Genomic DNA, 23132 nt, shown 5'->3' with positions numbered 1-23132 from the left:
ATCAGGAAAAAGTGTTCCGCTGAAAGCTCTGTCAATATTTTTACTTCTTCTCGGCTATGAAAATCCATCATTTATCGATCGACACTAATTAAGGGCTGTATCAGATATGATGTCCTTGCCAATTTGCCCATAAAAAATTGCCATCATAAATATTTTCAGATATTAGAGATAAACTTCTGTTTCGAAAGTTGTTGGACTTATCAATAAGGGAGATTTAAATGCGTGTTTTAATTACCGGCGGAGCCGGATTCATCGGGTCCCATCTTGCGGAAAGCCACCTTGAACGCGGTGACGATGTCTATATCATTGACGACCTTTCCACCGGGTCCATGGACAACATCCGCTTTCTTCAGGACAATCCGGCCTATAAAAACAGGATTTTCGTCCACATCAATACGATATTAAACCATGACATGATGCTGGAACTGACCGGTATCTGCGATGTCGTCTACCACATGGCCGCCGCCGTCGGGGTGCAGACGATTCTGGACAAACCGCTGGAATCCATCGTTACCAACATCCAGGGGACTGAAAAAATCCTCGAGATGTGCAACAAATTTAAAAAGCGGGTGTTGATTGCCTCTACCTCCGAAGTTTACGGAAAGCACCTGCACGCCCCCCTGGTGGAGACGGACAACATCATCTACGGCCCCTCGAGCAAATTTCGATGGAGCTATGCCGCGTCCAAATTGATGGATGAATTCACGGCGCTGGCCCATCACCGGACCAACGGGCTCGAGGTGGTCATTACCCGCCTGTTCAACACGGTGGGCCCGCGGCAGACAGGCGCCTATGGAATGGTAATCCCCCGGTTCGTCACCCAGGCGTTAAAAAATGAGCCCATCACCGTGTTCGGCGACGGCACCCAGACGCGAACCTTTACCTACGTCAAGGATGTGGTCTCCGCGCTGATGAAACTGATGGCGTCCGAAAAGGCCACCGGCCAGGTGACCAACGTCGGCGGCATCGAGGAGATTTCCATCCTGGACCTGGCCCGCAAGATCATCGACATGACCGGCTCGACATCCACGATCCAGCTGATTCCCTATGACGAGGCCTTTGGAAAAGACTTCGAGGACATGCAGCGACGGGTGCCCAGCACGGAAAAACTGGAGCGGCTGACCGGCTTTGCGCCGGACAAGAGTCTGGATTTTATCCTGTCTCAGGTGATTGCGTACATCAAATCAAAGTGAATCCGGTTGCGCGTGAATGACACGGCTGGAAGGCTTCGCGGGGACGACAGCAAAAAGGGATTTTCGACTTTTAACGAGACTGTCAATTTTTAATGATGAATTCTGAATGAAGGAATGAGCCAATCGCGAAACCTTCTTCCGGGTTCTGAATTCTGGCTCCTGGATTCTTTTTCACTGCCTTCAGGTATCGCCCACTGCCCTTGACCTGGCCCAAAGGACCCTGTTTTTCAGGCGCAATAAAAGATATAAAATTAAAAATTCATAATTGGCTCGATGCTTCATCATGGAAACCTCCTTACTCCTCGGTCTGACCGCATTTCTCATCAGCCTTGCAATGACGCCCGTCGTGCGCTTTGTGGCCATTAAAAAAGGGTGGGTGGCCAGGCCCAGGGAAGACCGCTGGCACAAAAAAACCACCGCCCTTTTCGGCGGTATCGCCATTTTTATCGGACTGGCCGTGCCGCTGTTCATCGTCGCAGATTTTTACACCCTCTGGACGGCAATCGCTCTACCGGGACGCGGCGCGCCCCTTCCATCCATCGCCGCCGTGATCGGGATGGGGGCGGCAATTCTTTTTTTATTGGGGCTGGCCGACGATTTTATCAGCCTCAAGCCCCAGAACAAGCTGATCGGTCAGATTATTGTCGCCAGCATGGTGGTGTTTCTGGGTTTCCGGCTGGGCTGGTTTGTATCCCTGACCCTGGATACCATGGTGACCCTTGTCTGGATTGTGGGCATTACCAACGCCTTTAACCTGCTCGATAACATGGACGGGCTGTGTGCCGGTGTGGCCATGGTCGCCGCCTTGTCCATGGCGGGATTATATGCCGGTTTCGACCCGGCTGCTTTTTTCGTGGCCGTGGTCATCGCCGGTTCCTGTGGCGCCTTTCTGGTTTATAATTTCAACCCGGCGTCCATCTTCATGGGAGACTGCGGCAGCCTGGTCATCGGTTTTGCCATGGCGGTGCTGAGCCTGCATCATGGCGGGTTTGCCGCAGGAAGCCGTCTTTCCGCTTTTGCGGTGCCCCTTTTAATTTTGATGGTGCCCCTGCTGGACACCACGCTGGTGACGGTGATCCGGTTGCTGAGCGGCCGCAAGGCCTCCACCGGGGGGAGGGACCACACCTCCCATCGCCTGGTTCTGATGGGGCTCAGTGAAAAAAGCGCCGTTCTTTTCCTTTACGGGATTGGCGCGGTTTCCGGCATCGCCGGAATTTTTGTCAGTCGCAGCGATACCATGACCTCCCCGGCAGTGATTATCCCCGTCGTATTGGCCATCATCCTCATGGGAATCTACCTGGCCCAGTTGCGCGTTTATCCGGAGAAGGAATTTTCCGTTTTGCGCGGGCGCAAATTCACACCGGTTCTGCTCGAGTTGACCTACAAGCGTCAGATAATGATGGTCATCCTTGACTTCGGCCTGGTCGCCTTTTCATACTATCTGGCTTACCGGCTCCGTTTCAGTGGTCAGGATTTCAATTATTATTTCCAGGTGTTCCTGAAATCGCTGCCCGTAATCATCGCCGTCAAGCTGATTATTTTTTACATGTCAGGAATCTATAGCGGGTTCTGGCAATACATCAGCACCCGCGATGTGTTTCAGTATGGCCGCAGTTCCTTTCTGGCGACGGTGATCGCGATATCCGGTGTCACCGTTTTATTCCGCTTCCAGGATTTCTCCAAAGGCGTCTTCGTGCTGGACTGGATCCTTACGACCGCATTTTTGCTGGGCACCCGGGGATCGTTCCGGCTGTTTACGGAAACCATGAAACGGAAAACACTGGCCGGGGATCATGTGGTCATTTACGGGGCCGGGCAGGGCGGGGAACTGTTATTGCGGGAAATCCTGAACAACAAAGCGCTGAATATCAATCCGGTGGGGTTCATCGACGACAACCCGCTGAAAATCGGCAAAAAAATTCAAGGGTATCCCATCTGGGGCAGTTTTGATCAATTATCGGAGCTGAGAAAAAAGCATCCGGTCCGGGGAGTTCTGCTCTCGTTTAACAGCACGGCCGATGAAAATGAAAAGGCTTTCGATGCGGCCGTCCGGTATTGTCGTCAAAATGGACTGTTTCTCAGGAAATTTTCCATACAATTGGAGCCTGTCGAAAATTGGCTGGTAAACCATTGAAATTCTGTTAAAATGAATCATGAGATTGTCGCCTGAGGAAAAATCGGCTGTGGTTGACGCGGTTCTTCGCTTCGATCCTGAAGCCAGGATTTACCTGTTTGGATCGAGGGTTGATGACCGCCAAAAAGGCGGGGATATCGACCTCCTGATTTTTTCCAGTCGGTTGACGTTCAGGGATAAACTGAAGATCAAGGCTGTTTTATTTGAAAAAATAGAAGAGCAGAAGGTTGATCTGATCATTGCAAAGGATAGCAAGGACCCGTTTGTCAGGGTTGCATTGAAAAAGGGAGTTCGCTTGAATTGAAAAATGTAAAAGAATCAATGCAAAAGGAGTTGGACGAATTAAACAAAGCAACCGACGTGTTGACTTATTCATATACCAAATGCGCCAAGATTGGAGTATCGGCGGATTTGTCAGAAGAAGAACTGGAGAGTTTTGAGGCCTTAACCGGAAGGTTTGCCAGACTCAGCGATATCATAATACAAAAAGTGTTTAGATATTTTGATGTACTGGATCTGGAAAATTCCGGAACCGTCAGGGACAGAATAAATCGTGCTGAAAAAAAAGGGATTATTGAAAGCGCAGAAGATTTTATTCATATCCGATTGTTGAGGAACGAAATTGCGCATGAATATAAATCAGACACCATTTATTCGATCTTTGAAAGCGTGTTGGAATTGACACCCCCATTGCTAAATAGTGTCGAAAAAATAATTTCCTATTCAGAACGATATCTAAAATAAAGATGGCATCCTCCAGTTTGTCTGAAATTTGAATAACTATAATAATTTTATGGTAAAAAAGCATGCGCACACAAGCCCTGATCGAAAAAGGCGTTCAACTGCCTGCCCCTGAAAGCGTGGAGATCGGCGACGATGTCGATATCGACAGGATTTCCGGCGACGGCGTGGTCATCCACGCCGGATGCAAACTCTTCGGCGGCAACACGCTGGTCTGTGCAGGCGCTGAACTGGGCCGCGAGGCGCCCGTTACCATCGATGACTGCCAGGTCGGCCCCCGGGTCAGGCTGAAGGGGGGCTTTTTTCAAAAAGCGGTATTCCTGGAAGGCGCCCAAGCCGGTTCCGGCGCCCATGTCCGTGAGGGCACCATTTTCGAAGAACAGGCCAGCATTGCCCATACCGTGGGATTGAAGCAGACCATCCTGTTTCCATTTGTGACCCTGGGCAGCCTGATCAATTTCTGCGACTGTTTCATGGCCGGCGGGACCAGCCGGAAGAATCACAGCGAGGTGGGCAGTTCCTACATTCATTTCAATTATACACCCAACCAGGACAAGGCCACGGCATCCCTGATGGGGGATGTGCCCAGGGGGGTGATGCTCAATCAGAACCCTATTTTTCTGGGCGGGCAGGGGGGGTTGGTGGGGCCCTGCCGAATTGCCTACGGCACCGTGATCGCTGCCGGATCGGTGTACCGCAAGGACCAGCTCAAACCGGACCGTCTGGTATTCGAAGGCGGGGGCAGGGGAGGGAGCGTTCCCTATTCCACCGGGATATACCGTTCCGTAAAACGGCAGGCCGTCAGCAACATCGTCTACATGGCCAACCTGGTGGCCCTGATGGCCTGGTACACCCATGTCCGTCGGCTGTTCGTCGGAGACCGTTTTCCCCAACCCCTTTACGACGGCCTGACCGACACCCTGCGGCTTGCCGTGTCCGAACGCGTCCGGCGGTTTGTCGGCTTTTGTGAAAAGTTGGCCGCATCCAGGGACCTGTACCTCCGGCAGATGGGCGCCAGCGCCGCCGCTTCCCTCGTCCGGCAGAAAGAGGAACTGGCCGGGAACTGCATTCAGGCAGGGGAACTGATCGGCAGCTGCATGGACCGCATGGACGCCTATGTGAACCGGCCGTTTCTGTCCTGCCTCCAGAAGAAGGCCGACCCGGCTGGCGGCAATTACATCGCGGTGATCCGCAGCCTGGATGGGGATGAAACCGGGGCGGGGACGGACTGGCTGCAACAGATTGTCGACCGGGTCACCGAAAAATTGCTGGACCTGTTTCCGTCGATCCGTTAGGTCCACACGAGAAGATAGCGGACACTTAAAGAATACGGATTCGTAAAAAGTCACATTTCAGATAGTTTTGTAAAAAGTTCGAGATCAAGGCTTGCGAATCCCGATGAATGAGGCGTACTTATGGTACGCCGCAGTGACGAGGGATGAAGCGTAACGCAGATATCGGACTTTTTACGGAACTGTCAAAGAATACAGAGGACACATCAGTGGGAGACTTATTCGGAACCGACGGCATCAGGGGCATGGCCAATCAGTACCCGCTGGATTGTGAGACCGCGTTGACAGCCGGAAGGGCCATTGCCGCATTTTTTGAAAACACGGCCACGGGCGGATCCAACCGTTTCGTCATCGGCCAGGATACCCGCATCTCCGGCAACATGCTGGTCAGTGCCCTGGCGGCCGGTATCTGTTCCATGGGAAAAGACGTCTACCTGGCCGGTGTCATACCCACGCCGGCGGTGGCCTTCCTCGCCGCGGCCCGTGGATTTGACGCCGGCATCGTGATTTCCGCCTCCCACAATCCCTATTACGACAATGGGATAAAACTGTTCAGGCGTGACGGGTATAAACTGTCCGACGAGGCCGAAGCCGGCATTGAGGCGCTGATCCGAAACCCGGGGCCGCTGCTGGCTGAAAGCGCGGCCATCCGACAGGTGGGCACCGTCCATCACCTCGACGATGCCCGCGGCCAATATCGCCGGTTTGTCGGGGGCTGCCTTTCCGACGGGATCTCACTGGCCGGCATGAAGCTGGTGGTCGACGGCTCCAATGGTGCCGCCAGTGATATCGCGCCGGTGCTTTTCCGGGAACTGGGCGCCTCAGTGAAAACCATGGGCTGCAGCCCGGACGGAATCAACATCAACGACGGTTGCGGGTCCCAGCATCCGGAGGCGCTGGCCGAGAGGGTTGTGAAGGACGGTGCCGCCCTGGGACTGGCCTTCGATGGCGACGCCGACCGGCTGATTGCCGTGGATGAAAAAGGGACGGTGCTTTCCGGTGACCAGGTCATGGCGATCTGTGCCCGGGACATGAAAGAAAAGGGGCAGCTGGCCAATCCGGTGGTCGTCACCACGGTGATGAGCAACCTGGGTTTCGGTGCCGCTCTGAAAAAAATGGGCATCGATCACATCCAGGCCAGGGTCGGCGACCGCTACGTCATGCAGGAAATGGTCGCGGCGGATGCCGTCCTGGGGGGTGAAGATTCCGGACACATGATTTTTTTAAACCACCATACAACGGGTGACGGGATGCTGGCGGCCCTGAAACTCGTGGAAGCCATGCAATCCTCGGGCAGACCGCTTTCCGAGCTTTCCACGGTCATGACCGTGTTTCCCCAGCGATTGATCAACGTGGATGTGCGCGCCAAACCGGAAATCGGTACGATCGGTCCGGTCATGCAGGTCATCGAAACCGTTGAAAACCAACTCGGTGAACAGGGGCGGGTGCTGGTGCGCTATTCGGGCACCCAACCGCAATGTCGTGTGATGGTGGAAGGCCCCACCGAGCAGGAAACCAACGCCTTGTGCCGGCAGATTGCAAGGGTGGTCGAACAGGAGCTGGGCAACGGGTGACGAGGTCGGTTGAAGGTAAAAGGTAGAAGGTAGAAGGTAGAAGGTAGAAGGTAGAAGGTAGAAGGTAGAAGGTAGAAGGTAGAAGGTAGAAGGTAGAAGGCTTCCTTAAAAATCCGATAGCGGCGTTGAAACCTAAAAATCCCCTGGTCCAGGCATCTGGCCTGAATCAGGGGATTTTTTTTTAATCGCGGTTTCCGCCGAAAATCATCAGGAGGTACTGGAACATCAGGATGAAATCAAGGTAGAGGGTCAAGGCTCCGATGATGGCGCCTTTTCTGACCACGGCCCCGTCCAGGCCGGCCGGCTGGGACATGGCCATGGCTTTCAGTTTCTGGGTGTCATAGGCGGTCAGGCCGGTAAAGACCAGCACGCCGATGTAACTGATGACCATCTGCATGGCCGGACTTTTCAGGAAAATGTTGATGACGGACGCGATGATGATACCGATCAGCCCCATGAACATGAAGCTGCCGAGACCGGTGAGGTCACGTTTGGTGACCCACCCGAAAACACTGCAGACGGCAAACGTCCCGGCGCAGATCATAAATGTGGAGGCGATGGATGACATGGTGTACGCCAGAAAAATGAACGCCATGGTTGCCCCGTTCAGCGCTGCGTAAAACATGAACATACCCGTGGCGGTGGATGCCTTCATCTTGTGCACCCGGCCGGCCAGCATGAAAACCAGGGCCAGTTCGCCGATAAAGAAGATCCAGCGCGCCTGGTAAACAAAGCGGAGCACCGGTTCGTTATGGGCCACAAACCACGCCACCGCGCCGGTCAGGGCCAGACCGATCGCCATCCAGTTGTAGACGCTGCGCACAAAGGCGTTCACCTGAACTTGTGCCTGGGTTCTTTCCATTGGAATCGACTGCATTGAAAACCTCCGTATCTTAATGAATTTAATTGTTTTCATTCCTTGCTGCGTACCAGTGGAATATAACACAGGCTGCTTTATTTTCAAGCATAAAGCTGATATGAACGGTACTTTAAAAACTATCCGGACCCGTCGGAAATGCGACTTTTTACCAGGGTATCAATCTAAAAGTCCATCGTTGCCATGAAACCTGAACAGATCTACCAGGAGCTGAAGGATTTATCGGAAAAACTCGGCGTAACGGTTTCCGAACAGAGTTTCCGCGGCAGCGGCATACCCGTCAAAAGCGGATTCTGCCTGATCAGAGGGAAAATGCACTGTATTATCGATAAAAACATCACCCTGCACAAAAAGACCATGGTGCTGGCACGGGCACTCGCCGGGTTGCCCCATGAAAATCTTTTCGTGGTACCGGCTGTTCGGGACATACTGAAAAAATTCGATCGGCGTGAAGGCGACAACCCCGGACGGTCATGATCGCCAGCTTTAATTTTACATAATATATCTTATCGGACGTTAAGCGACTGTCCTTTCCAACGCAATCTCAGACCTCAACTTCAGAATGCCCCTATGACGCCAATCAGTCCAGCGCCCACGAATTCCCAGCGACATGTCTACGAAGTCACCGAGCTGAATCAAAAAATCAAGAAATTACTTGAAGGTTCGTTTCCTTTCATATGGATAACAGGAGAAATATCAAATTTCAGAACCCCTTCTTCAGGGCATTGTTACTTCACCTTGAAGGACGCACGCTCGCAGATCGGCGCCGTGATGTTTCGTACACAGGCCCGCGCTCTCAAGTTCAAGCCCGAAGACGGTTTGTCCGTCATCGGCCTGGGACGCATCAGCGTCTACGAACCCCGGGGGGCCTACCAGGTCATCCTGGAATACCTGGAGCCCAAGGGCATCGGCGGCCTTCAGATCGCTTTTGAAAAATTGAAACAACAGCTGTCGGATGAGGGGCTGTTCGACGAAGGGCATAAACAGGCGCTGCCGCTGGTGCCCAAAAAAATATCCATCGTGACATCGCCGACCGGCGCCGCCGTTCGGGATTTCATCAATGTGGCACAAAGACGTTTTCCCAATATGGCCCTGGAAGTGGTTCCGGCCAGCGTTCAGGGTGAGCGTTCACCCGAGGAGATCGTTCGTGCCCTTGACCTTGTCAATACCATCGGGAAGACGGATGTCATCGTTCTGGCCCGTGGCGGCGGTTCCATTGAAGACCTGTGCGCATTTAACGACGAGCGCGTCGCCCGCGCCATATTTTCCTCCCGCATCCCGGTCGTTTCGGCCGTCGGTCACGAAACCGATTTTACCATCGCCGATTTTGTCGCCGATCTTCGGGCGCCGACGCCGTCCGCAGCTGCAGAAATCATTGTGCCATCAAAAGAAAAGCTTAAAAAAGGGCTCGATGAAATTAATCAAAAACTTTATAAAACGATCAGTTTTAAATTGGAATTATTAGAGAAACTGGTTCTAGAATTTACGAACCGGATCGTGCATCCCCAGCGCCGTCTGCAGGATATGCGCTTGCGGCTGGATGACTATTCCATGCGTCTTGTGGCAACGGTCACGGACATTTTGGCGCGCAAACGGGATCATGCCGCTTTCGGCCACCATATGCTGATCAACCTGTCGCCGGGAAAAACGGCGGCCACGATGAAAGATCGGGTCCGCCAGTGCCGGGTATCCATGTGCGCCCGGATGATTCAGATCATTCGGGACGGGCGGGCAGCGACGGAAGGAAATGCAGCCATGCTCGAAGCGCTCAACCCCATGGCCATACTGCAGCGCGGTTACAGCATCACCCGAACGCTGCCCGGTCAATCCATCGTTCGCAGTGCCAGGCAGGTAAAAATGGACCAGCGCCTCGAAATCATGCTCGGCCAGGGTCGACTGACGGTCGACGTAAAAGGCAGAGCGGCCGATGGCCACTGATAAGAGACGGCGCCCCATCCGGCCGCTTCGGAAAATATCAACACCCTACAAAGGATAAACGGATTCCCATGTCACCCAAGGCAAAACCGAGTTTCGAAAAATCGATCAAAGACCTGGAAAAAATCGTCAAGGCGCTCGAATCCGGGGACCTGCCATTGGAAAAAGCCCTTGAAAAATTCGAAGCCGGTATCAAGCTGTCCCGGTATTGCGCGGAGACGCTGGATGAAGCCGAAAAGCGGGTAACGGTGCTGATGGCTGACGATTCGGGCCAGCCCGAAGAACAACCGTTTGCCCCCCGGGATTAGGTGTCGGCCCTATGTTCGATCTGAAATCCTATCTGGAGGCGGTTCGTCAGGAGGTGGATGAAAGGCTGCGCCGTTTTCTGGTCGACCTATCGCCCCCCACGCGAATTTCACAGGCCATGGCCTACTCCGTAATGGCCGGCGGAAAGCGGCTTCGGCCCGTATTGTGCGTGGCGGCGGCCGAAACCGTCGGCGGCAGCCGGTCGTCCGTCCTTCCGCTTGCCTGCGCCCTGGAGCTGATCCACACCTATTCGCTGATCCATGACGACCTGCCGGCAATGGACGACGATGAAAAAAGACGCGGCAAACCCACCTGCCACGTCCGGTTCGATGAAGCGACGGCGATTCTGGCAGGCGATGCCCTGCTGACCCTGGCTTTCGAAATTCTGGCGACCACGGGCGGCCAACGCACCCCGCACGAAGGGCTCAAATGGATGACGGCCATTGCCCGTGTCGCTTCGGCAGTCGGTTTCAGAGGCATGATTGAAGGGCAGATGCAGGATATGGCCTTTGAGGGCACCCTGGTTTCCGAACCTGAACTGGAACGCCTTCACCGCCTCAAAACCGGACGGTTGATCGAAGCCGCAGTGGGGGTCGGCGCGCTGGTGGGCGGCGCCTCCAGTCGCCATCAGAACGCCCTGCACGTTTATGCACAAAATATCGGCCTGGCCTTTCAGGTCGCCGATGATCTTCTCAACGTGACCGGAGATCCGCAGCGCCTGGGCAAGGCTGTCGGCACCGACCGGATCCGGGGGAAAAACACCTACCCGTCGCTGATGGGGCTTGACGGCGCCCGGACGCTGGCCGCGCAACTGGTCGACAATGCCTTGAAGGCGCTGGACACTTTTGATAACAAAGCGGATTCCCTTCGCGCCATCGCGCATTATGTCATTGAACGGAACCGATAAATTCAGGGAGCCGGAACCTTGCACCCATCCTCAAAACTGCTGAAAAAAATAGACTCGCCCGCTGATCTGAAAAGATTGGGCCGATCAGAACTGCCTGATCTGGCGAAAGAAATCCGAAAAACCATCGTCGATGTCGTATCCACCTCCGGCGGGCATCTGGCGTCCAGCCTGGGTGCCGTTGAACTGGGTATCGCCCTGCACTATGTGTTCGACACGCCGACGGATAAAATCCTGTGGGACGTGGGCCATCAGACCTACGCCCATAAACTGCTTACCGGCCGGCGCGACCGGTTCCCCACGCTGCGGCGCCACGGCGGCCTTTCCGGTTTTACCAAGCGCAGTGAAAGCCCTTACGATGCCTTTACCACCGGGCACAGCAGCACATCCATTTCGGCCGGTCTGGGTATTGCCTGTGCGAAACGGCTGAAAAAAGACACGTCCAAAGTGGTGGCGGTGATCGGGGACGGGTCGCTGACTGCAGGCCTGGCTTACGAGGGGCTGAACCAGACGGGAGACACGCACAAGGACAAAGACCTGATTGTCATCCTGAACGACAATGAAATGTCCATTTCACAAAATGTGGGCGCCCTTTCTTCCCTGCTCAGCCGGACATTTTCCGCCTCCAGGCTCCAGGTGATGCGCAAGGAGTTCGGCGAATTCCTTAAATCCCTGCCCCGAATCGGCGAGAACATGTACCAGCTGGCCAAACGAAGTGAAGAGTCCTTTAAAACCTTCGTGACGCCGGGAATGCTGTTTGAGGCCTTCAATTTCGAGTATTTCGGCCCCATCGACGGGCACAACCTGGACCACTTGATTGACATTCTCAATAATATCAAAAAAATGGATGAACCCGTCCTCCTTCACGTGATTACCAAAAAAGGCAAGGGATACCGAAAGGCGGAGCAGAATCCCGTTTATTTTCACGGCGTGGGATCTTTTGACGTGGATACGGGGATCTGCCGGAAATCATCCTCAACCGTTCCCAGCTACACCGATATTTTCGGGAAAACGATGGTTGACCTGGCCAAAGAGAACGAAAAGGTCATCGCCGTTACCGCCGCCATGCCCGAAGGAACCGGACTGGTGCCCTTTTCCAAGGCCTACCCGGACCGTTTTTTCGATGTCGGTATTGCCGAACAGCACGGTGTCACTTTCGCCGCCGGAATGGCCAGCGAGGGGTTCCGTCCGGTGGTGGCCATTTATTCCACGTTTTTGCAGCGCGCCTACGATCAGATCATCCATGACGTCTGCATCGAAAACCTGCCGGTGGTTTTCGCCCTTGACCGGGGGGGGATCGTCGGCGAAGACGGCCCCACCCATCACGGGTTGTTTGACATCTCGTTTTTGCGAACCATTCCCAACATGGTGGTCATGGCCCCCAAAGACGAAAATGAGCTGCGCCACATGCTGGCCACCGCCGTGGCCCACGACGGCCCGATTGCCCTGCGCTACCCACGGGGACGGGGGACCGGGGCGGAACTGGACGACGCCTTCAGCCCCATTCCCATCGGCCGGGCTGAAATCTTGAGCCATGGCGACGACCTGTTGATCCTGGCCGTGGGCAGCATGGTGAGCGAAGCGGTGTGCGCCGCGGCCCTCCTGGCGGAAAACCACCATGTTCAGGCCACCGTGGTCAATGCCCGGTTCATCAAACCGCTGGACCGTGAACTGATTGGCGCCCAGGCACGCCGCCATCGGTATGTCCTCACTGTTGAAGAAAATACGGTTCAGGGTGGTTTCGGCAGCGCGATTCTCGAATTGCTCAACGACGCCGGCATCAAGGACGTCGCCGTCAGACGCCTGGGGATAAATGATCAATTTGTCGAGCACGGGCCCCAGGATCTGCTGCGCGGTAAATACCAGGTGGATGCATCGGCCATTATCAACGCCGCCCTCGAGATGAAAGATTCACCGGGCCTGGAATTCAAGGGGGCCAGCGTCGGCTGAATGGCGGGGGAAGAATCGATGGCCATTAAAAAACGCATCGATGCGCTGCTCGTTGAAAAGGGGCTCTGCCAGAGCCGGGAACGTGCCAAAGCCCTGATCATGGCCGGCCGGGTCCTGGTGAACCACCTGCCCTGTGACAAGCCCGGCTCCCGGTTTTCCGAGGACGCCGGGGTCACGCTGAAGGGCGACGACATGCCTTACGTGAGCCGCGGAGGATTGAAGCTCGAAGCGGCCTTGACGGCCAATCATATCGACTGCACCGCAATGGTCTGCCTCGACGTGGGCGCATCGACCGGCGGTTTTACCGATTGCCTGCTGCAGCATGGTGCCGCCAAAGTATTTGCCGTGGATGTGGGATATGGCCAGCTGGCCTGGCCGCTGAGGCAGGATGACCGGGTGATCGTCATCGAACGGACCAACATCCGTAAGATAAATCCGGAAACCATCACCGAGCCCGTTGATCTGGTCACCATCGACACCTCGTTTATTTCGCTCAAGATCGTCGTCCCGGCCATCGTGCGGTTTCTGAAGCCCGGCGGACGCATCCTTGCCCTGATCAAACCCCAGTTCGAAGCCGGCAAAGGCCGGGTCGGCAAGGGGGGCGTGGTCAGAGACCCGGCCCTTCATGCTGAAATCATCGACGACCTGCGACGTTTCTTTTCCCGCCAGGCCATGGTCTGCGGACCGGTAATCCCCTCCCCTGTCCTGGGTCCCAAGGGAAACCGGGAGTTCATCATCCTGCTGCAACCATCGGGTGACCCATCCACCGGGGACAGGGACGAAAAATAGACAACCCGCCTGCCGGGCATATCGGAGAGAATTCCGCTTTCCACGGCAACCCCTTCGTCTGCCCCCGATCCGGCGCAATTTGCTGGAATTTATTTTATTCCCATGGCCGGTAATCAGGTTTTTGAACTTGATTTTTTCCGGCCTCCGATCTAATATTGCTGGCTTAAACCAAAATCTGCCGACCGTGCAGAAAATTCAATGGAGAGAGGAGCTTGAGTGGGCCAAATGAATGAAACCTTAAGAAATGTTGCCCTGGTTGCCCATGGGGGGTCGGGGAAAACCTCCCTTGCTGAAATCATGATAAACAAGGCCGGCATGACCACCCGCGTCGGACGCGTGGAAGACGGCAACACAGTGATGGATTTCGAACCGGAAGAACTCAAGCGGCAGGCCAGTCTTTCCAGCGGCTTTTTTCAACTGCCCTGGAAAAAACACACCATCAGTCTGATCGACACGCCCGGCGACCAGAACTTCATCTCGGACGCCAAGCTGTGCATGCAGGCGGCCGATACCGCCCTCATTCTTGTGGATGCCGTTGACGGCGTCAAGGTGCAGACCGAGCAGGTTAATGATTTCGCATCCGAATACGGACTGCCCTGTGCCATTTTCATCAACAAACTGGACCGTGAGCGTGCCGATTTCAGCCGCACCGTCGAGGATGCGGTCCAGTGTCTGTCGCCCAAGCCGATTATTCTTCAGCTTCCCATCGGTACCGAAGCGGATTTTAACGGCATCGTGGACCTGGTCGGGATGAAAGCATACCGCTACGACGACAGCGGCAACGCCACCCAGATTGACATCCCGGCCGACATGCAGGACATGGTGGAAACCGAGCGGGAAACCCTGATCGAAAATGTGGCCGAGGCTGACGACGCACTCATCGAACGCTACCTGGAAGGGGAGACCATTACCAACCAGGAACTCCGGGACACATTGAAGGAAGGGATCCTGTCCCGCACCTTCGCCCCCGTGCTTTGTGGCTCAGCCACCGGTAACATCGGCATCGACCTGCTCATGGATTTCATGGTCACCTGTCTGCCCTCACCCCTGGAAAGCCCACCCAGACAAGGGGTGAACCCGGCCAACGACGAGGCTACCGAACGGGCCGCGGATCCGGATGCGCCTTTTTCCGCATTTGTGATCAAGACCGTGGCCGATCCCTATGCCGGCCGGCTGACCATTTTCAAGGTGGTTTCCGGAAAGCTGGGCAGCGACGGCAATTTTTACAATTCGACCAAGGAAAACAAGGAGCGGTTCAATCAGCTGCTCACCATTGCCGGCAAAGAACAGAAGCCGGCGACGGAAGCCGGACCCGGATCCATTGTGGCCGTGGCCAAGCTCAAGGAGACCAAAACCGGTGACACGCTGTGCGACGACGGCAACAAGATCCGATATACCTGCGCCGACCCCATGCCGACCCTGATCTCCTTTGCCCTGGAATCCAAGGCCACCGGCGATGAGGACAAAATATACATTTCCCTGACCAAGCTTCTGGAAGAGGACACCGCCCTGAAGCTGGAGCGAAACGCGGAAACCAAGGAGATCCTGCTTTCCGGGCTGGGCCAGGTTCACATCGAGAGCACCATTGAAAAGCTCAAACGGAAGTTCAATGTCGACGTCCTGCTGAAAACGCCCAAAATTCCTTACCGGGAAACCATCAAGAAAAAGGTCCGCGTCCAGGGCAAACATAAAAAACAATCCGGGGGGCACGGCCAGTACGGCGACTGCTGGATTGTCATGGAGCCCCTCCCCCGCGGTTCCGGATTTGAATTCGTGGATGCGATCGTCGGCGGGGTGATCCCCAAAAACTACATTCCGGCCGTTGAAAAGGGCATCGTGGAGGCCTGCCAGAAAGGGCCGCTCATCGGCGCCCCCTGCGTGGATTTTCGCGCCACCGTGGATTTCGGCAGCTATCACGCCGTGGATTCCTCTGAAATGGCCTTCAAGGTCGCCGGTTCCCTGGCCTACAAGAAAGCCTGCGAAGAGGCCAAACCGGTTCTGCTGGAACCGATCATGAAGGTTACCGTGACCACCCCGGACGAATACATGGGCGACATTATGGGTGACATGAACAGCCGGCGCGGACGGGTTCTCGGCATGGATTCCGCCGGGAAAAACCAGGTCATCAATGCGGAAGTGCCGCTGGCCGAATTCCAGACCTATGCACCGGACCTGCGGTCCATGACCGGCGGCCGCGGTATGTACGCCATGGAGTTCCTGCGGTACGACGAGGTGCCGGCCCAGATCGCCAACAAAGTGATCGAACAGATCAAGGCCGAGCAGGAAGAGTAGCCGGCTTCGTCAAAAATTTAAAAACAGACATTTTTGTTTACAGGGGGAGGGCTGCGGCCCTCCCCCTTTCTGGTTGGCATGCCGGTACGTCAGGATTTGGGCCCGGGTGGGCCCGGCGCTGCCCCCGTCCTTTTCCGTTGACCGATTATGCCGTTCAGGGGCCTTGCGGCGGCGGGAATGGGATGCATTCCTTCGCCGGTGCGAAGCCGGACCAGAATGCCTCCCATGGGCTGGAAAACCATACCCGGTTTTTTGGCGAAATTTTTTTACCCATGGGACACTCAGGGGCGTGGAATCGCATGGAACGCCGGTTCGCCGGACAGGGGCGGGGCGGGGTCTCACTTCTATCCAGAAAACGCCATATTCCCCTGCCCTCTTCCATGGCCGTGCGCTGGGCATCGATCAGCGCTTTCATTTTAGCGGTATTCGGTGAACGGACCAGAACGTGGGCCAATCCGCGTTTCAGCAGTTCGGCATTCACGAACCGACCGTCACGTCGATACACATAAGCCAGGGTCCTGCCGTAACGATCCTTTTTGTCACGGTCGTAAACCAGCCGGAGCTGGTGTCCCTGGACCAGCCGGCGATTCAGGCAACGGGCTTCGCCCCCCATGGGTTCGGCCCCTTGGTGGCCATGGTCGGTTTCGGGCGTGTCGATGCCGATGTAGCGGACATGGCGGCCGTCCTGCAAAATGATGGTATCCCCGTCGGCCACCCACCGGACAGTGACCCAGGTGGCCGTTTCACAAAAGGCAACCGGGACGGCAAGCGTCAGCACGATCAGGCAAACGCCGTATGGGATGGCCTTTTTTAACGGGCCGGTCCGGTCGTTCATGGGGTCAGATCACAGACGTTAACGGCGCTTCGGTCGAGCATTCGCCCCAGGCCACCGTCCGGTGGCGGCACGAATCCCATTGTTTTTTCCCACACGTCCCGGTCTTCCATGCAGAAATAGAGGGTGACTTCCGGTGCCGCATCCCGAATCCAGGACGCCATCTGCTGGTACAGGGCGATGCGAAGCGGTTTGAAGTAGCGCATTTTATTGTCCAGACCGGTTATGAATTCACCATAGACAATTTTGGACGCCGGAAACCGCCGGGCAATCATCGGTTTGAGCGTTGGCATGAAGCGAAAGGTTCCCAGGCTGATCCAGACAATATTTTCAGCACGGATGCGCGCGAACAATTGTTTGACCACCTGGCGGTAATCGTCCTCACAATTTTTGTAGATCACCATCGGGTCGAAATGAAAGGCCAGGGGATATCCCCATTTCTGGCATTGTTCCGCTGCGTTCAGGCGTGCCTCCAGCGAGGCGGTGCGTCGTTCTTCAACTTTCATGACGGCCGGTGTGTTCAAGGACCAGGACAAAATGGTTTTTCGGCGGTGATGCAGTCCCTCGAGACCTTCAATGTTGACCGTCTTGGTTTTCAGTTCAAGCACCGCCTTGTCCTGGGCGGCAAAACGGGAGACCAGGTAATCGGTCAGGTCCGTCCAGGGCTCCCATATGAGGCTGTCGGTAAACTCCCCGGTTCCCACGCGGCTGACCGTCTTTTTCTGGGCGAAAAGATCGGTCAGTTCCCTGTCCAGATCTTCACGGTTTACGAAAAACTGAAGCAGCGGCGGATGGAAATAGCTCTGTAGAATGCAATAGGAGCAGTCCATGGTGCAAAAGGAGGCCACGTGGAGGATCTGGTAGTCGCAGCAGGTGTATTCACGGGTACCCGGACAGGGTTTCAAAAAGCCGCCTTTGTTGCGGGTCAGGAAGAGCACCTGCTTGCCCCGGGCGACCGGATCGGCTGCGCTGTTGATCCATTGATACAGCGAAACCGGGTCCTCGACAGGTTCGGCGGGCAGGCCGATCCGCCGGCACATCCGTCGGGTGTCGGGATGCGAGGCGATATGGGCGTCGACAAACAGTTTTTTCAGTATCACGGCGGTTTTTCTCACCATTTTTTAGAAATTGATCGATTAATATTTGAGTCTGGCATAGTAGGTCCGTTGCGAGGCGGTCAGGGCGTCTTTAAGTGTATAAATCCCTTTTTCGTTGAGGAGGGGGATCATTTTGAGGAACACCTCGCCGGTGGCGATGGCATCTCCAAGGGCATCGTGCCGCTGGGTCAGGGCCACGCCAAGCCGCCCGGCAATGGTATCCAGGGTATGATCATTGTGCGAGGCGTGGAGGAACGCCGACAGATGCATGGTGTCGAGTACCGGGTTTTCAAATCGAATTCCGGTCGTTTTTTCCTTCATCTGCAGCATTCGCATGTCAAAGGCGGCATTGTGAGCCACCAGGACGGTATTCTGGGCAAATCGGTGCAAAAAAGAGAGTGCTTTTTCGATTGGCGGTTTTCCAGCGAGCATCGCGTCATCGATACCGTGATATTTGAAGGATTCGGCGGGAACCGCCCGGCGGGGATCGACCAGCTGATTGATGGTTTCCGTATGCAGCAACCGGCCGTTGACCAGGCGGATGGCGCCGATGGAGATGATTTCATCGCCACCCCGCGGATCCAGTCCCGTGGTTTCCGTGTCGAACACGGTATAGGTCAGTTCACCGAGCATCCGGTTTTCCATTTCCGGGGTTTGACCGGCCTGGTTGAACAGGTCAAAATCGTAAAATTCCGGACGGCCTTTGGGCAGCAGGGTGACTTTGCGGATATCTTCCGGGGCCCCTTCCGAATGCACCATGGGGATAAACAGCCGGAGGCAGGTTTCCGTTCCGGAAGGATCTTCCGTATGCGGCCAGATTTCTGCATGATGATGTTCCAGCACCTCCTTCAAGGTCAGCGGATACCCGCCCTGTGATCCGGCCAGCGGACATTCATTCCACTGGCGCAGGGTTTCAATCTTTACCGGCTTCCCCTGCCAGATCAAATCTACCTGTACCAGATTCCCCGGTGCGGTCAACCGAATACGATCACAATCTGCCTGGCATTCTTTTTTCAGGCATTCGAGGACGAATTCCATGGCCAGAACCAGGGAAAAATGGTCCACCCGGATCATGCACCGTGCATCGCATTCAGCCACCTCGACCGTGAGATCGGCAATGGCCAGCGCCTCGTCCTTGAGGGTGGAAATGAAATCGGTGGCCAGGATCGGAGAAAGGGGCCAGCGGGATTTGGCATAGTTGCTGGTCCCCGTCAGTTCCGTTCTCAGCAGACGGCTCAATGACTGGGTTTCATCGGAGATGATGCCGAGGAACGCTTTTTTTTCGTCGGCCGCCATATCGGGGAATCGAATCATCAGATCAACGGTGGAGTGGATGGCGGCAATGGAAGAACGAAGGGATTTGGCCATGTTCTTCAAGTGCTGGTTCAGCCGGCCGGCATTCTCCAATTGATGGGTGATGTCTGAAAATATGAGAACGAAACCGGCAAAACGTTTATCCTCGTCCATGATGGGGAGGGTTTCCACACGGAGTTGCCGCCGGTTCCGGGTCACCACGACAAAGTGTGATGATTTGTTTGCTTTATCCTGATCCAGTTTGCGTTGAATATCTTTGAGCGCAAACTGGATCAGGTTTCTGTCAATCAGCGAATAGATGCTTCGGTGCAAGCCGATGAAGCCATCGGGCACCTCGCCGGCCGCGTCATCGTCCCGGTCCGGGACGTCCGGCCGTTGAACTTTGTTCAGCACCCGCTGTGCCTGGCGGTTGTACAACAAGATGCGACCGACCGTGTCACATATCAGCACGCCCTGGGTCAGCTCGGACATGATCGTCGCCAGAATGTTTTTTTCCGCTTCGGTTTTTGCCTTTGCCGATTCCACGGTCTGGTCAACCAGGTGCCTGGCGGCTTCATGCCGGTCCCCATAGGCGTTGATCAGCTCGGCAATGGCCGTCACCTCGCGGCTGCCGTCAATTTTCAGGCGATGGGCGGGGTTGACGGTGCTCATTACCCGGGTTTCTTCGATGAGCTGATTCAGGGGAATGATGTAGAAACGGAAAAACCAGTCCAGGGTAAACCCGAATGCCGCGAACAGGAATACACCGGTGCTGAAGAAGTACCAGAATTGCTCTTTGAAAAGGCGTATCAGCAAGACCTGCTCCGACGGGTTGAGCTGCCGCCAGAAAAGCACCGCCAGGGTCAGTGCAATCGCGGTGGTGAACGCCATGCAGACAATCGCGAACAGCCAGAATTTATTGTTCAGTCTCATCCGGAAAGAAGGTCTTTGACCTGCCTGACCACGTCGGCATTGGAAAAAGGTTTGGTGATGTAGGCGTCCGCCCCCAGCGTATTGCCCTTGGCGATATCCAGATCACGCGTCATGGCGGAAAGAAATACCACTTTGATGGTTTTTCGGCGGGGGTCCGCTTTCACGTTCTGGCAGACCTGAAAACCGTCAACGGCAGGCAGCATGACATCCAGTAAAACCAGATCGGGTTCGAACTCGTCAATCACGGCCAGTGCATCTTCACCGCTGTGGACGACCATGACCTCGAACTGATTCTGTTCCATCAGGAACTTCAACGGAACGGTGATACTCGGCTCGTCATCGACAATGAGAATTTTGTTGGCCATAGTAATCCATATCCACGATTTGACAGGATTTCAAGAACACAATGGTTTGCGACGGTTATTCTCCGAACGGAGCATCCGATGGATGTTTGAATGCAGAAGGTGATTGCGGCCGTTGCGGTACCGCGGCAGAAATAGACCGCCAGGTCACGAAGCTGCCGACCATACCGCAACGCATCGCCGTCAATCCGACACGTTACAATGACAGCAGCGGTGATGCGATGAGTTCCATAAAAACGTAGGTTAAAAAGGAGATGACAGCGACAATAACGCCGGTTACGTAAATGTGGTTCAGCTTGTGTTTGTTTTTGTCCTTCGCATGGTAATAAACCGCGCTGGCACAGTGCTCACACCAGGCGCGGTCACGGCTTGAAGTGAAGGTGTGGCCGCACTGGCAGGTAACCTGTTTGGGTTTTAGTGACATGGTGCCGTCCTTTGTCCTTTTGAGGTGAAGCTTCGGCTTTTCAATGGCGGCGCAAGGAGGCGGACCCCCTTGTGCCGCCGGTCAATTCCGGGTGTCCGGGCACCGTCATCCGGTGCCCGGACCTGTCACCCGCTGCCTGTGCCTATCCGAACAGTCCCCATCCGAAGGATGCCGTCCACAGGATGGAGAATGCGACCAGTATAATCATCCACAGATCTTCTCTTTTCATGGTTGATGCCTCCTTTTCGAATTAAGATCTCATCAGGCTTCTTTAACGACGATGTTGGTTTCCTTTTCAGCCCGTTCGATCTGGACCTCGTTGGTGGTGGCCATTTCCGCCTTGAAGCAAAGGGCCCACATCATCACGATACCCAGGATCCACCAGGCGATCTGCCAGGACCACAATGGTGTAAAACCGGCAAAGGAGAAGGCTTTGTTGCCCAGGATGCAGGCGGGGCCGATGGCGAAGAAATACCAGATGGGCGTGGCAATCTTCATGACGCTGCGCCACTGCTTGCCCGATGCACTGGGCTCATCGATATCGTCGAGGAAGGTGCGCACTTCTGCCTGGCGCTTGGCCGTTTCTTCGTCATCCTTGATACCGAAGCCTTTGCAGAGATACGCAACCACGAGCCCACTGGCGGTACCCCAGAAGGCGCAGTGCATGGAAAGGGGGTTGGGCCAGATTTTGTAGGTGAGGAACACGGCGATCATGCCGGTCAGTACCCCCAGGACGGCACCAACCCTCGGGAACTTGAAGCCCCAGATCACGCCCAGCAACAGGACGTACATGACGAATCCGAAGGCCGTGGCCAGCGCCCCGAGAATAACCAGCGCCGCCTTGGATGTCATGCCCACGGTCAGTGCCAGGATGGTGAGGACGGTGGCGAACACGCGGTTCATCCAGATCTGTTCCGCATGGCTGGCCTGCTGGTTGCGGATGTAGCGCCAGTAAACGTCGCGCAGCAGGATGGATCCACCGGTGCCGATGTACGGGGCCGCCGTGGAGTGAATGGCCGCGATGGCACCCATGAAAACAACGCCCAGCATGAAGGGGGGCAAAAAGTTTTTCATCAGTGTGGGTACAACCGTCGCCTGGTTGATGTCGGCAAAGGCCGGGTTTCCGGCCAGTTCGAGCACCTTGGCGCCCATTCCCTGGAATGCGGTGAAAAAGAACAGGGCAAAGCCGACCACGAAAGTGGACATGAAGGCTTGCTGCCAGGCCAGCGGTTTGGGGGATTTGATGCCGAAGGTCCACATGGTGAAAGCGGGCGAACTTTGAATGCCCATCAGTGCGAACATGTACGTCAGGACCATGACCGCCGTCCATGCGGATTCACCCGGTGCGCCGCCCAGGTAGTCCACCGTGTTGATCACGCGGGGCACTTCCAGAAGCTTGGCATCCAGTGCATGCACCGCTTTCGAGAAACCGGTCCAGCCGCCGAATTCCGGTGCGGTGATGACGAAAAAGCCGAGGATGATGATACCACCCACCAGCAGTACAAACTGAATAACGCCGACCCAGGTGGAGGCCTTCAACCCGCCGGTGCATACATAGAACCAGACGATGAATGCCATGAAGATGGCACCGAAGGTCACCGGTACCCCGGCGATGACGTTGAACAGGGCCGCAGAGGCCATCAACTGGACGGCCGAGTAAAAAATGGAGTAGAGAACCGCGGTGAGTACGACCAGGAACCGCAGCGGTTCAGAGTTGTAGTAATAGGCGTACATGTCGCCCGGCGTGATGAAGCCGTAGCGCTTGCCCATCAGCCAGGTCCGTTTGGAGAAGAAGGTGCCGGTGATGGGAATGGTGAGTACGTAAAACGATGCAAACGCATAGGCCAGGCCGTCCCGCCAGATCAGGCCCGGATGGCCGATGAAGGTCCATCCCGAAAACGACGCCGCCGTTGCCGCCAGCAGGAAGGCGAAAAAGGGAATGGACCGTCCGGCGATGGCGTAGCCGGAAGATGTCTTTTCCGTAAAATACCCTTTAAGCCCCCAATAAAAACAGTAGATGATGTAAAGACCCAACATGATATAAACCCACGTGGTTCCACCCATAATAGTTCCTCCTGTGCCTTTTCGTCAATGAAGTTGACCGGCCGCCAAAAAGGTTATCGATTCCCCCGATCGTTCAGGGTCTCCCATCACCTCCTTTCATGGCCCCTTCGGTCCGGGGCGAAGGAGACCTCCGACCCGGA

20 protein-coding genes are annotated in these 23132 nt (G+C 55.4%); 13 read left to right on the top strand and 7 right to left on the bottom strand.

The genetic code is table 11. The features are described 5' to 3' along the window. Nucleotides 1-218 precede the first annotated feature (218 nt). The 6 genes from DSCA_RS04730 to glmM all read left to right on the top strand — a co-directional run bounded on the left by DSCA_RS04730 (nt 219) and on the right by glmM (nt 6934). A complete protein-coding gene (locus DSCA_RS04730) occupies nt 219-1193 on the top strand; it encodes a GDP-mannose 4,6-dehydratase (RefSeq protein ID WP_155315335.1) in 975 nt (324 codons plus the stop codon). Nucleotides 1194-1476: 283 nt separating this feature from the next. Further along, entirely contained in the window at nt 1477-3327 is a 1851-nt protein-coding gene (locus tag DSCA_RS04725) for a glycosyl transferase (protein ID WP_155315334.1), read from the top strand. Between the two features lie 49 nt (nt 3328-3376). Continuing rightward, on the top strand, nt 3377-3631 hold the full coding sequence (locus tag DSCA_RS04720; protein ID WP_197904741.1) for a nucleotidyltransferase domain-containing protein: 255 nt from the start codon (nt 3377-3379) through the stop codon (nt 3629-3631). Further along, on the top strand, nt 3628-4071 hold the full coding sequence (locus DSCA_RS04715) for a hypothetical protein (protein WP_197904740.1): 444 nt from the start codon (nt 3628-3630) through the stop codon (nt 4069-4071). The genes DSCA_RS04720 and DSCA_RS04715 overlap by 4 nt, the downstream gene beginning before the upstream one ends. A gap of 62 nt (nt 4072-4133) precedes the next feature. Then, nucleotides 4134-5363: a protein GlmU gene (locus DSCA_RS04710; protein WP_155315332.1), complete on the top strand. Its 1230-nt coding sequence runs from the start codon at nt 4134-4136 to the stop codon at nt 5361-5363. A gap of 206 nt (nt 5364-5569) precedes the next feature. After that, nucleotides 5570-6934, top strand: a complete 1365-nt coding sequence (gene glmM / locus DSCA_RS04705; RefSeq protein WP_155315331.1) for a phosphoglucosamine mutase — start codon at nt 5570-5572, stop codon at nt 6932-6934. A gap of 181 nt (nt 6935-7115) precedes the next feature. Here the strand turns inward: glmM and DSCA_RS04700 are convergent, their stop codons facing one another. Continuing rightward, nucleotides 7116-7811 carry a Bax inhibitor-1/YccA family protein gene (locus DSCA_RS04700; RefSeq protein WP_155315330.1) on the bottom strand — a complete coding sequence of 232 codons (696 nt, stop codon included), beginning with the start codon at nt 7809-7811 and terminating at the stop codon, nt 7116-7118. Between the two features lie 183 nt (nt 7812-7994). Between DSCA_RS04700 and DSCA_RS04695 the strand changes: the two genes are divergently transcribed. From DSCA_RS04695 to fusA, 7 genes are all read left to right on the top strand, one after another. Next, nucleotides 7995-8288, top strand: coding sequence for a hypothetical protein (locus DSCA_RS04695; protein ID WP_155315329.1), 294 nt, complete (start codon nt 7995-7997; stop codon nt 8286-8288). A 93-nt stretch (nt 8289-8381) separates the two neighbouring features. After that, complete coding sequence (gene xseA / locus DSCA_RS04690) at nt 8382-9749, top strand: exodeoxyribonuclease VII large subunit (protein ID WP_155315328.1); 1368 nt, start codon at nt 8382-8384, stop codon at nt 9747-9749. 68 nt (nt 9750-9817) lie between these two features. Further along, nucleotides 9818-10054, top strand: coding sequence for an exodeoxyribonuclease VII small subunit (xseB, locus tag DSCA_RS04685; protein ID WP_155315327.1), 237 nt, complete (start codon nt 9818-9820; stop codon nt 10052-10054). An 11-nt stretch (nt 10055-10065) separates the two neighbouring features. Beyond that, complete coding sequence (locus DSCA_RS04680) at nt 10066-10959, top strand: polyprenyl synthetase family protein (RefSeq protein ID WP_155315326.1); 894 nt, start codon at nt 10066-10068, stop codon at nt 10957-10959. A gap of 18 nt (nt 10960-10977) precedes the next feature. Beyond that, complete coding sequence (dxs, locus tag DSCA_RS04675) at nt 10978-12906, top strand: 1-deoxy-D-xylulose-5-phosphate synthase (RefSeq protein WP_155315325.1); 1929 nt, start codon at nt 10978-10980, stop codon at nt 12904-12906. An 18-nt stretch (nt 12907-12924) separates the two neighbouring features. After that, complete coding sequence (locus DSCA_RS04670; RefSeq protein ID WP_231716378.1) at nt 12925-13695, top strand: TlyA family RNA methyltransferase; 771 nt, start codon at nt 12925-12927, stop codon at nt 13693-13695. Nucleotides 13696-13920: 225 nt separating this feature from the next. Further along, nucleotides 13921-15987 carry an elongation factor G gene (fusA, locus tag DSCA_RS04665; RefSeq protein ID WP_231716377.1) on the top strand — a complete coding sequence of 689 codons (2067 nt, stop codon included), beginning with the start codon at nt 13921-13923 and terminating at the stop codon, nt 15985-15987. A gap of 154 nt (nt 15988-16141) precedes the next feature. Here fusA and DSCA_RS04660 read toward each other — a convergent pair whose 3' ends face one another. The 6 genes from DSCA_RS04660 to DSCA_RS04635 all read right to left on the bottom strand — a co-directional run bounded on the left by DSCA_RS04660 (nt 16142) and on the right by DSCA_RS04635 (nt 22992). Beyond that, nucleotides 16142-16822 (bottom strand): thermonuclease family protein, encoded by a 681-nt coding sequence (locus tag DSCA_RS04660; RefSeq protein WP_155315322.1) that lies wholly within the window; start codon nt 16820-16822, stop codon nt 16142-16144. Next, complete coding sequence (locus tag DSCA_RS04655; RefSeq protein ID WP_231716376.1) at nt 16819-17919, bottom strand: SPL family radical SAM protein; 1101 nt, start codon at nt 17917-17919, stop codon at nt 16819-16821. Before DSCA_RS04655 ends, DSCA_RS04660 begins: the two co-directional genes overlap by 4 nt. 36 nt (nt 17920-17955) lie before the next feature. Next, nucleotides 17956-20142, bottom strand: coding sequence for a 3'-5' exonuclease (locus DSCA_RS04650; RefSeq protein ID WP_155315320.1), 2187 nt, complete (start codon nt 20140-20142; stop codon nt 17956-17958). Then, nucleotides 20139-20507: a response regulator transcription factor gene (locus DSCA_RS04645; protein WP_155315319.1), complete on the bottom strand. Its 369-nt coding sequence runs from the start codon at nt 20505-20507 to the stop codon at nt 20139-20141. The genes DSCA_RS04650 and DSCA_RS04645 overlap by 4 nt, the downstream gene beginning before the upstream one ends. A 193-nt stretch (nt 20508-20700) precedes the next feature. Continuing rightward, on the bottom strand, nt 20701-20928 hold the full coding sequence (locus tag DSCA_RS04640) for a hypothetical protein (RefSeq protein WP_155315318.1): 228 nt from the start codon (nt 20926-20928) through the stop codon (nt 20701-20703). A 261-nt stretch (nt 20929-21189) separates the two neighbouring features. Then, nucleotides 21190-22992, bottom strand: coding sequence for a sodium:solute symporter family protein (locus DSCA_RS04635; RefSeq protein ID WP_155315317.1), 1803 nt, complete (start codon nt 22990-22992; stop codon nt 21190-21192). Nucleotides 22993-23132 lie beyond the last annotated feature (140 nt).

The sequence above is a fragment of the Desulfosarcina alkanivorans genome (assembly GCF_009688945.1).
GTDB lineage: Bacteria > Desulfobacterota > Desulfobacteria > Desulfobacterales > Desulfosarcinaceae > Desulfosarcina > Desulfosarcina alkanivorans.
The sequence above is the reverse complement of the archived record's forward strand: the minus strand, read 5'-3'. Positions and strand labels throughout refer to the sequence as shown.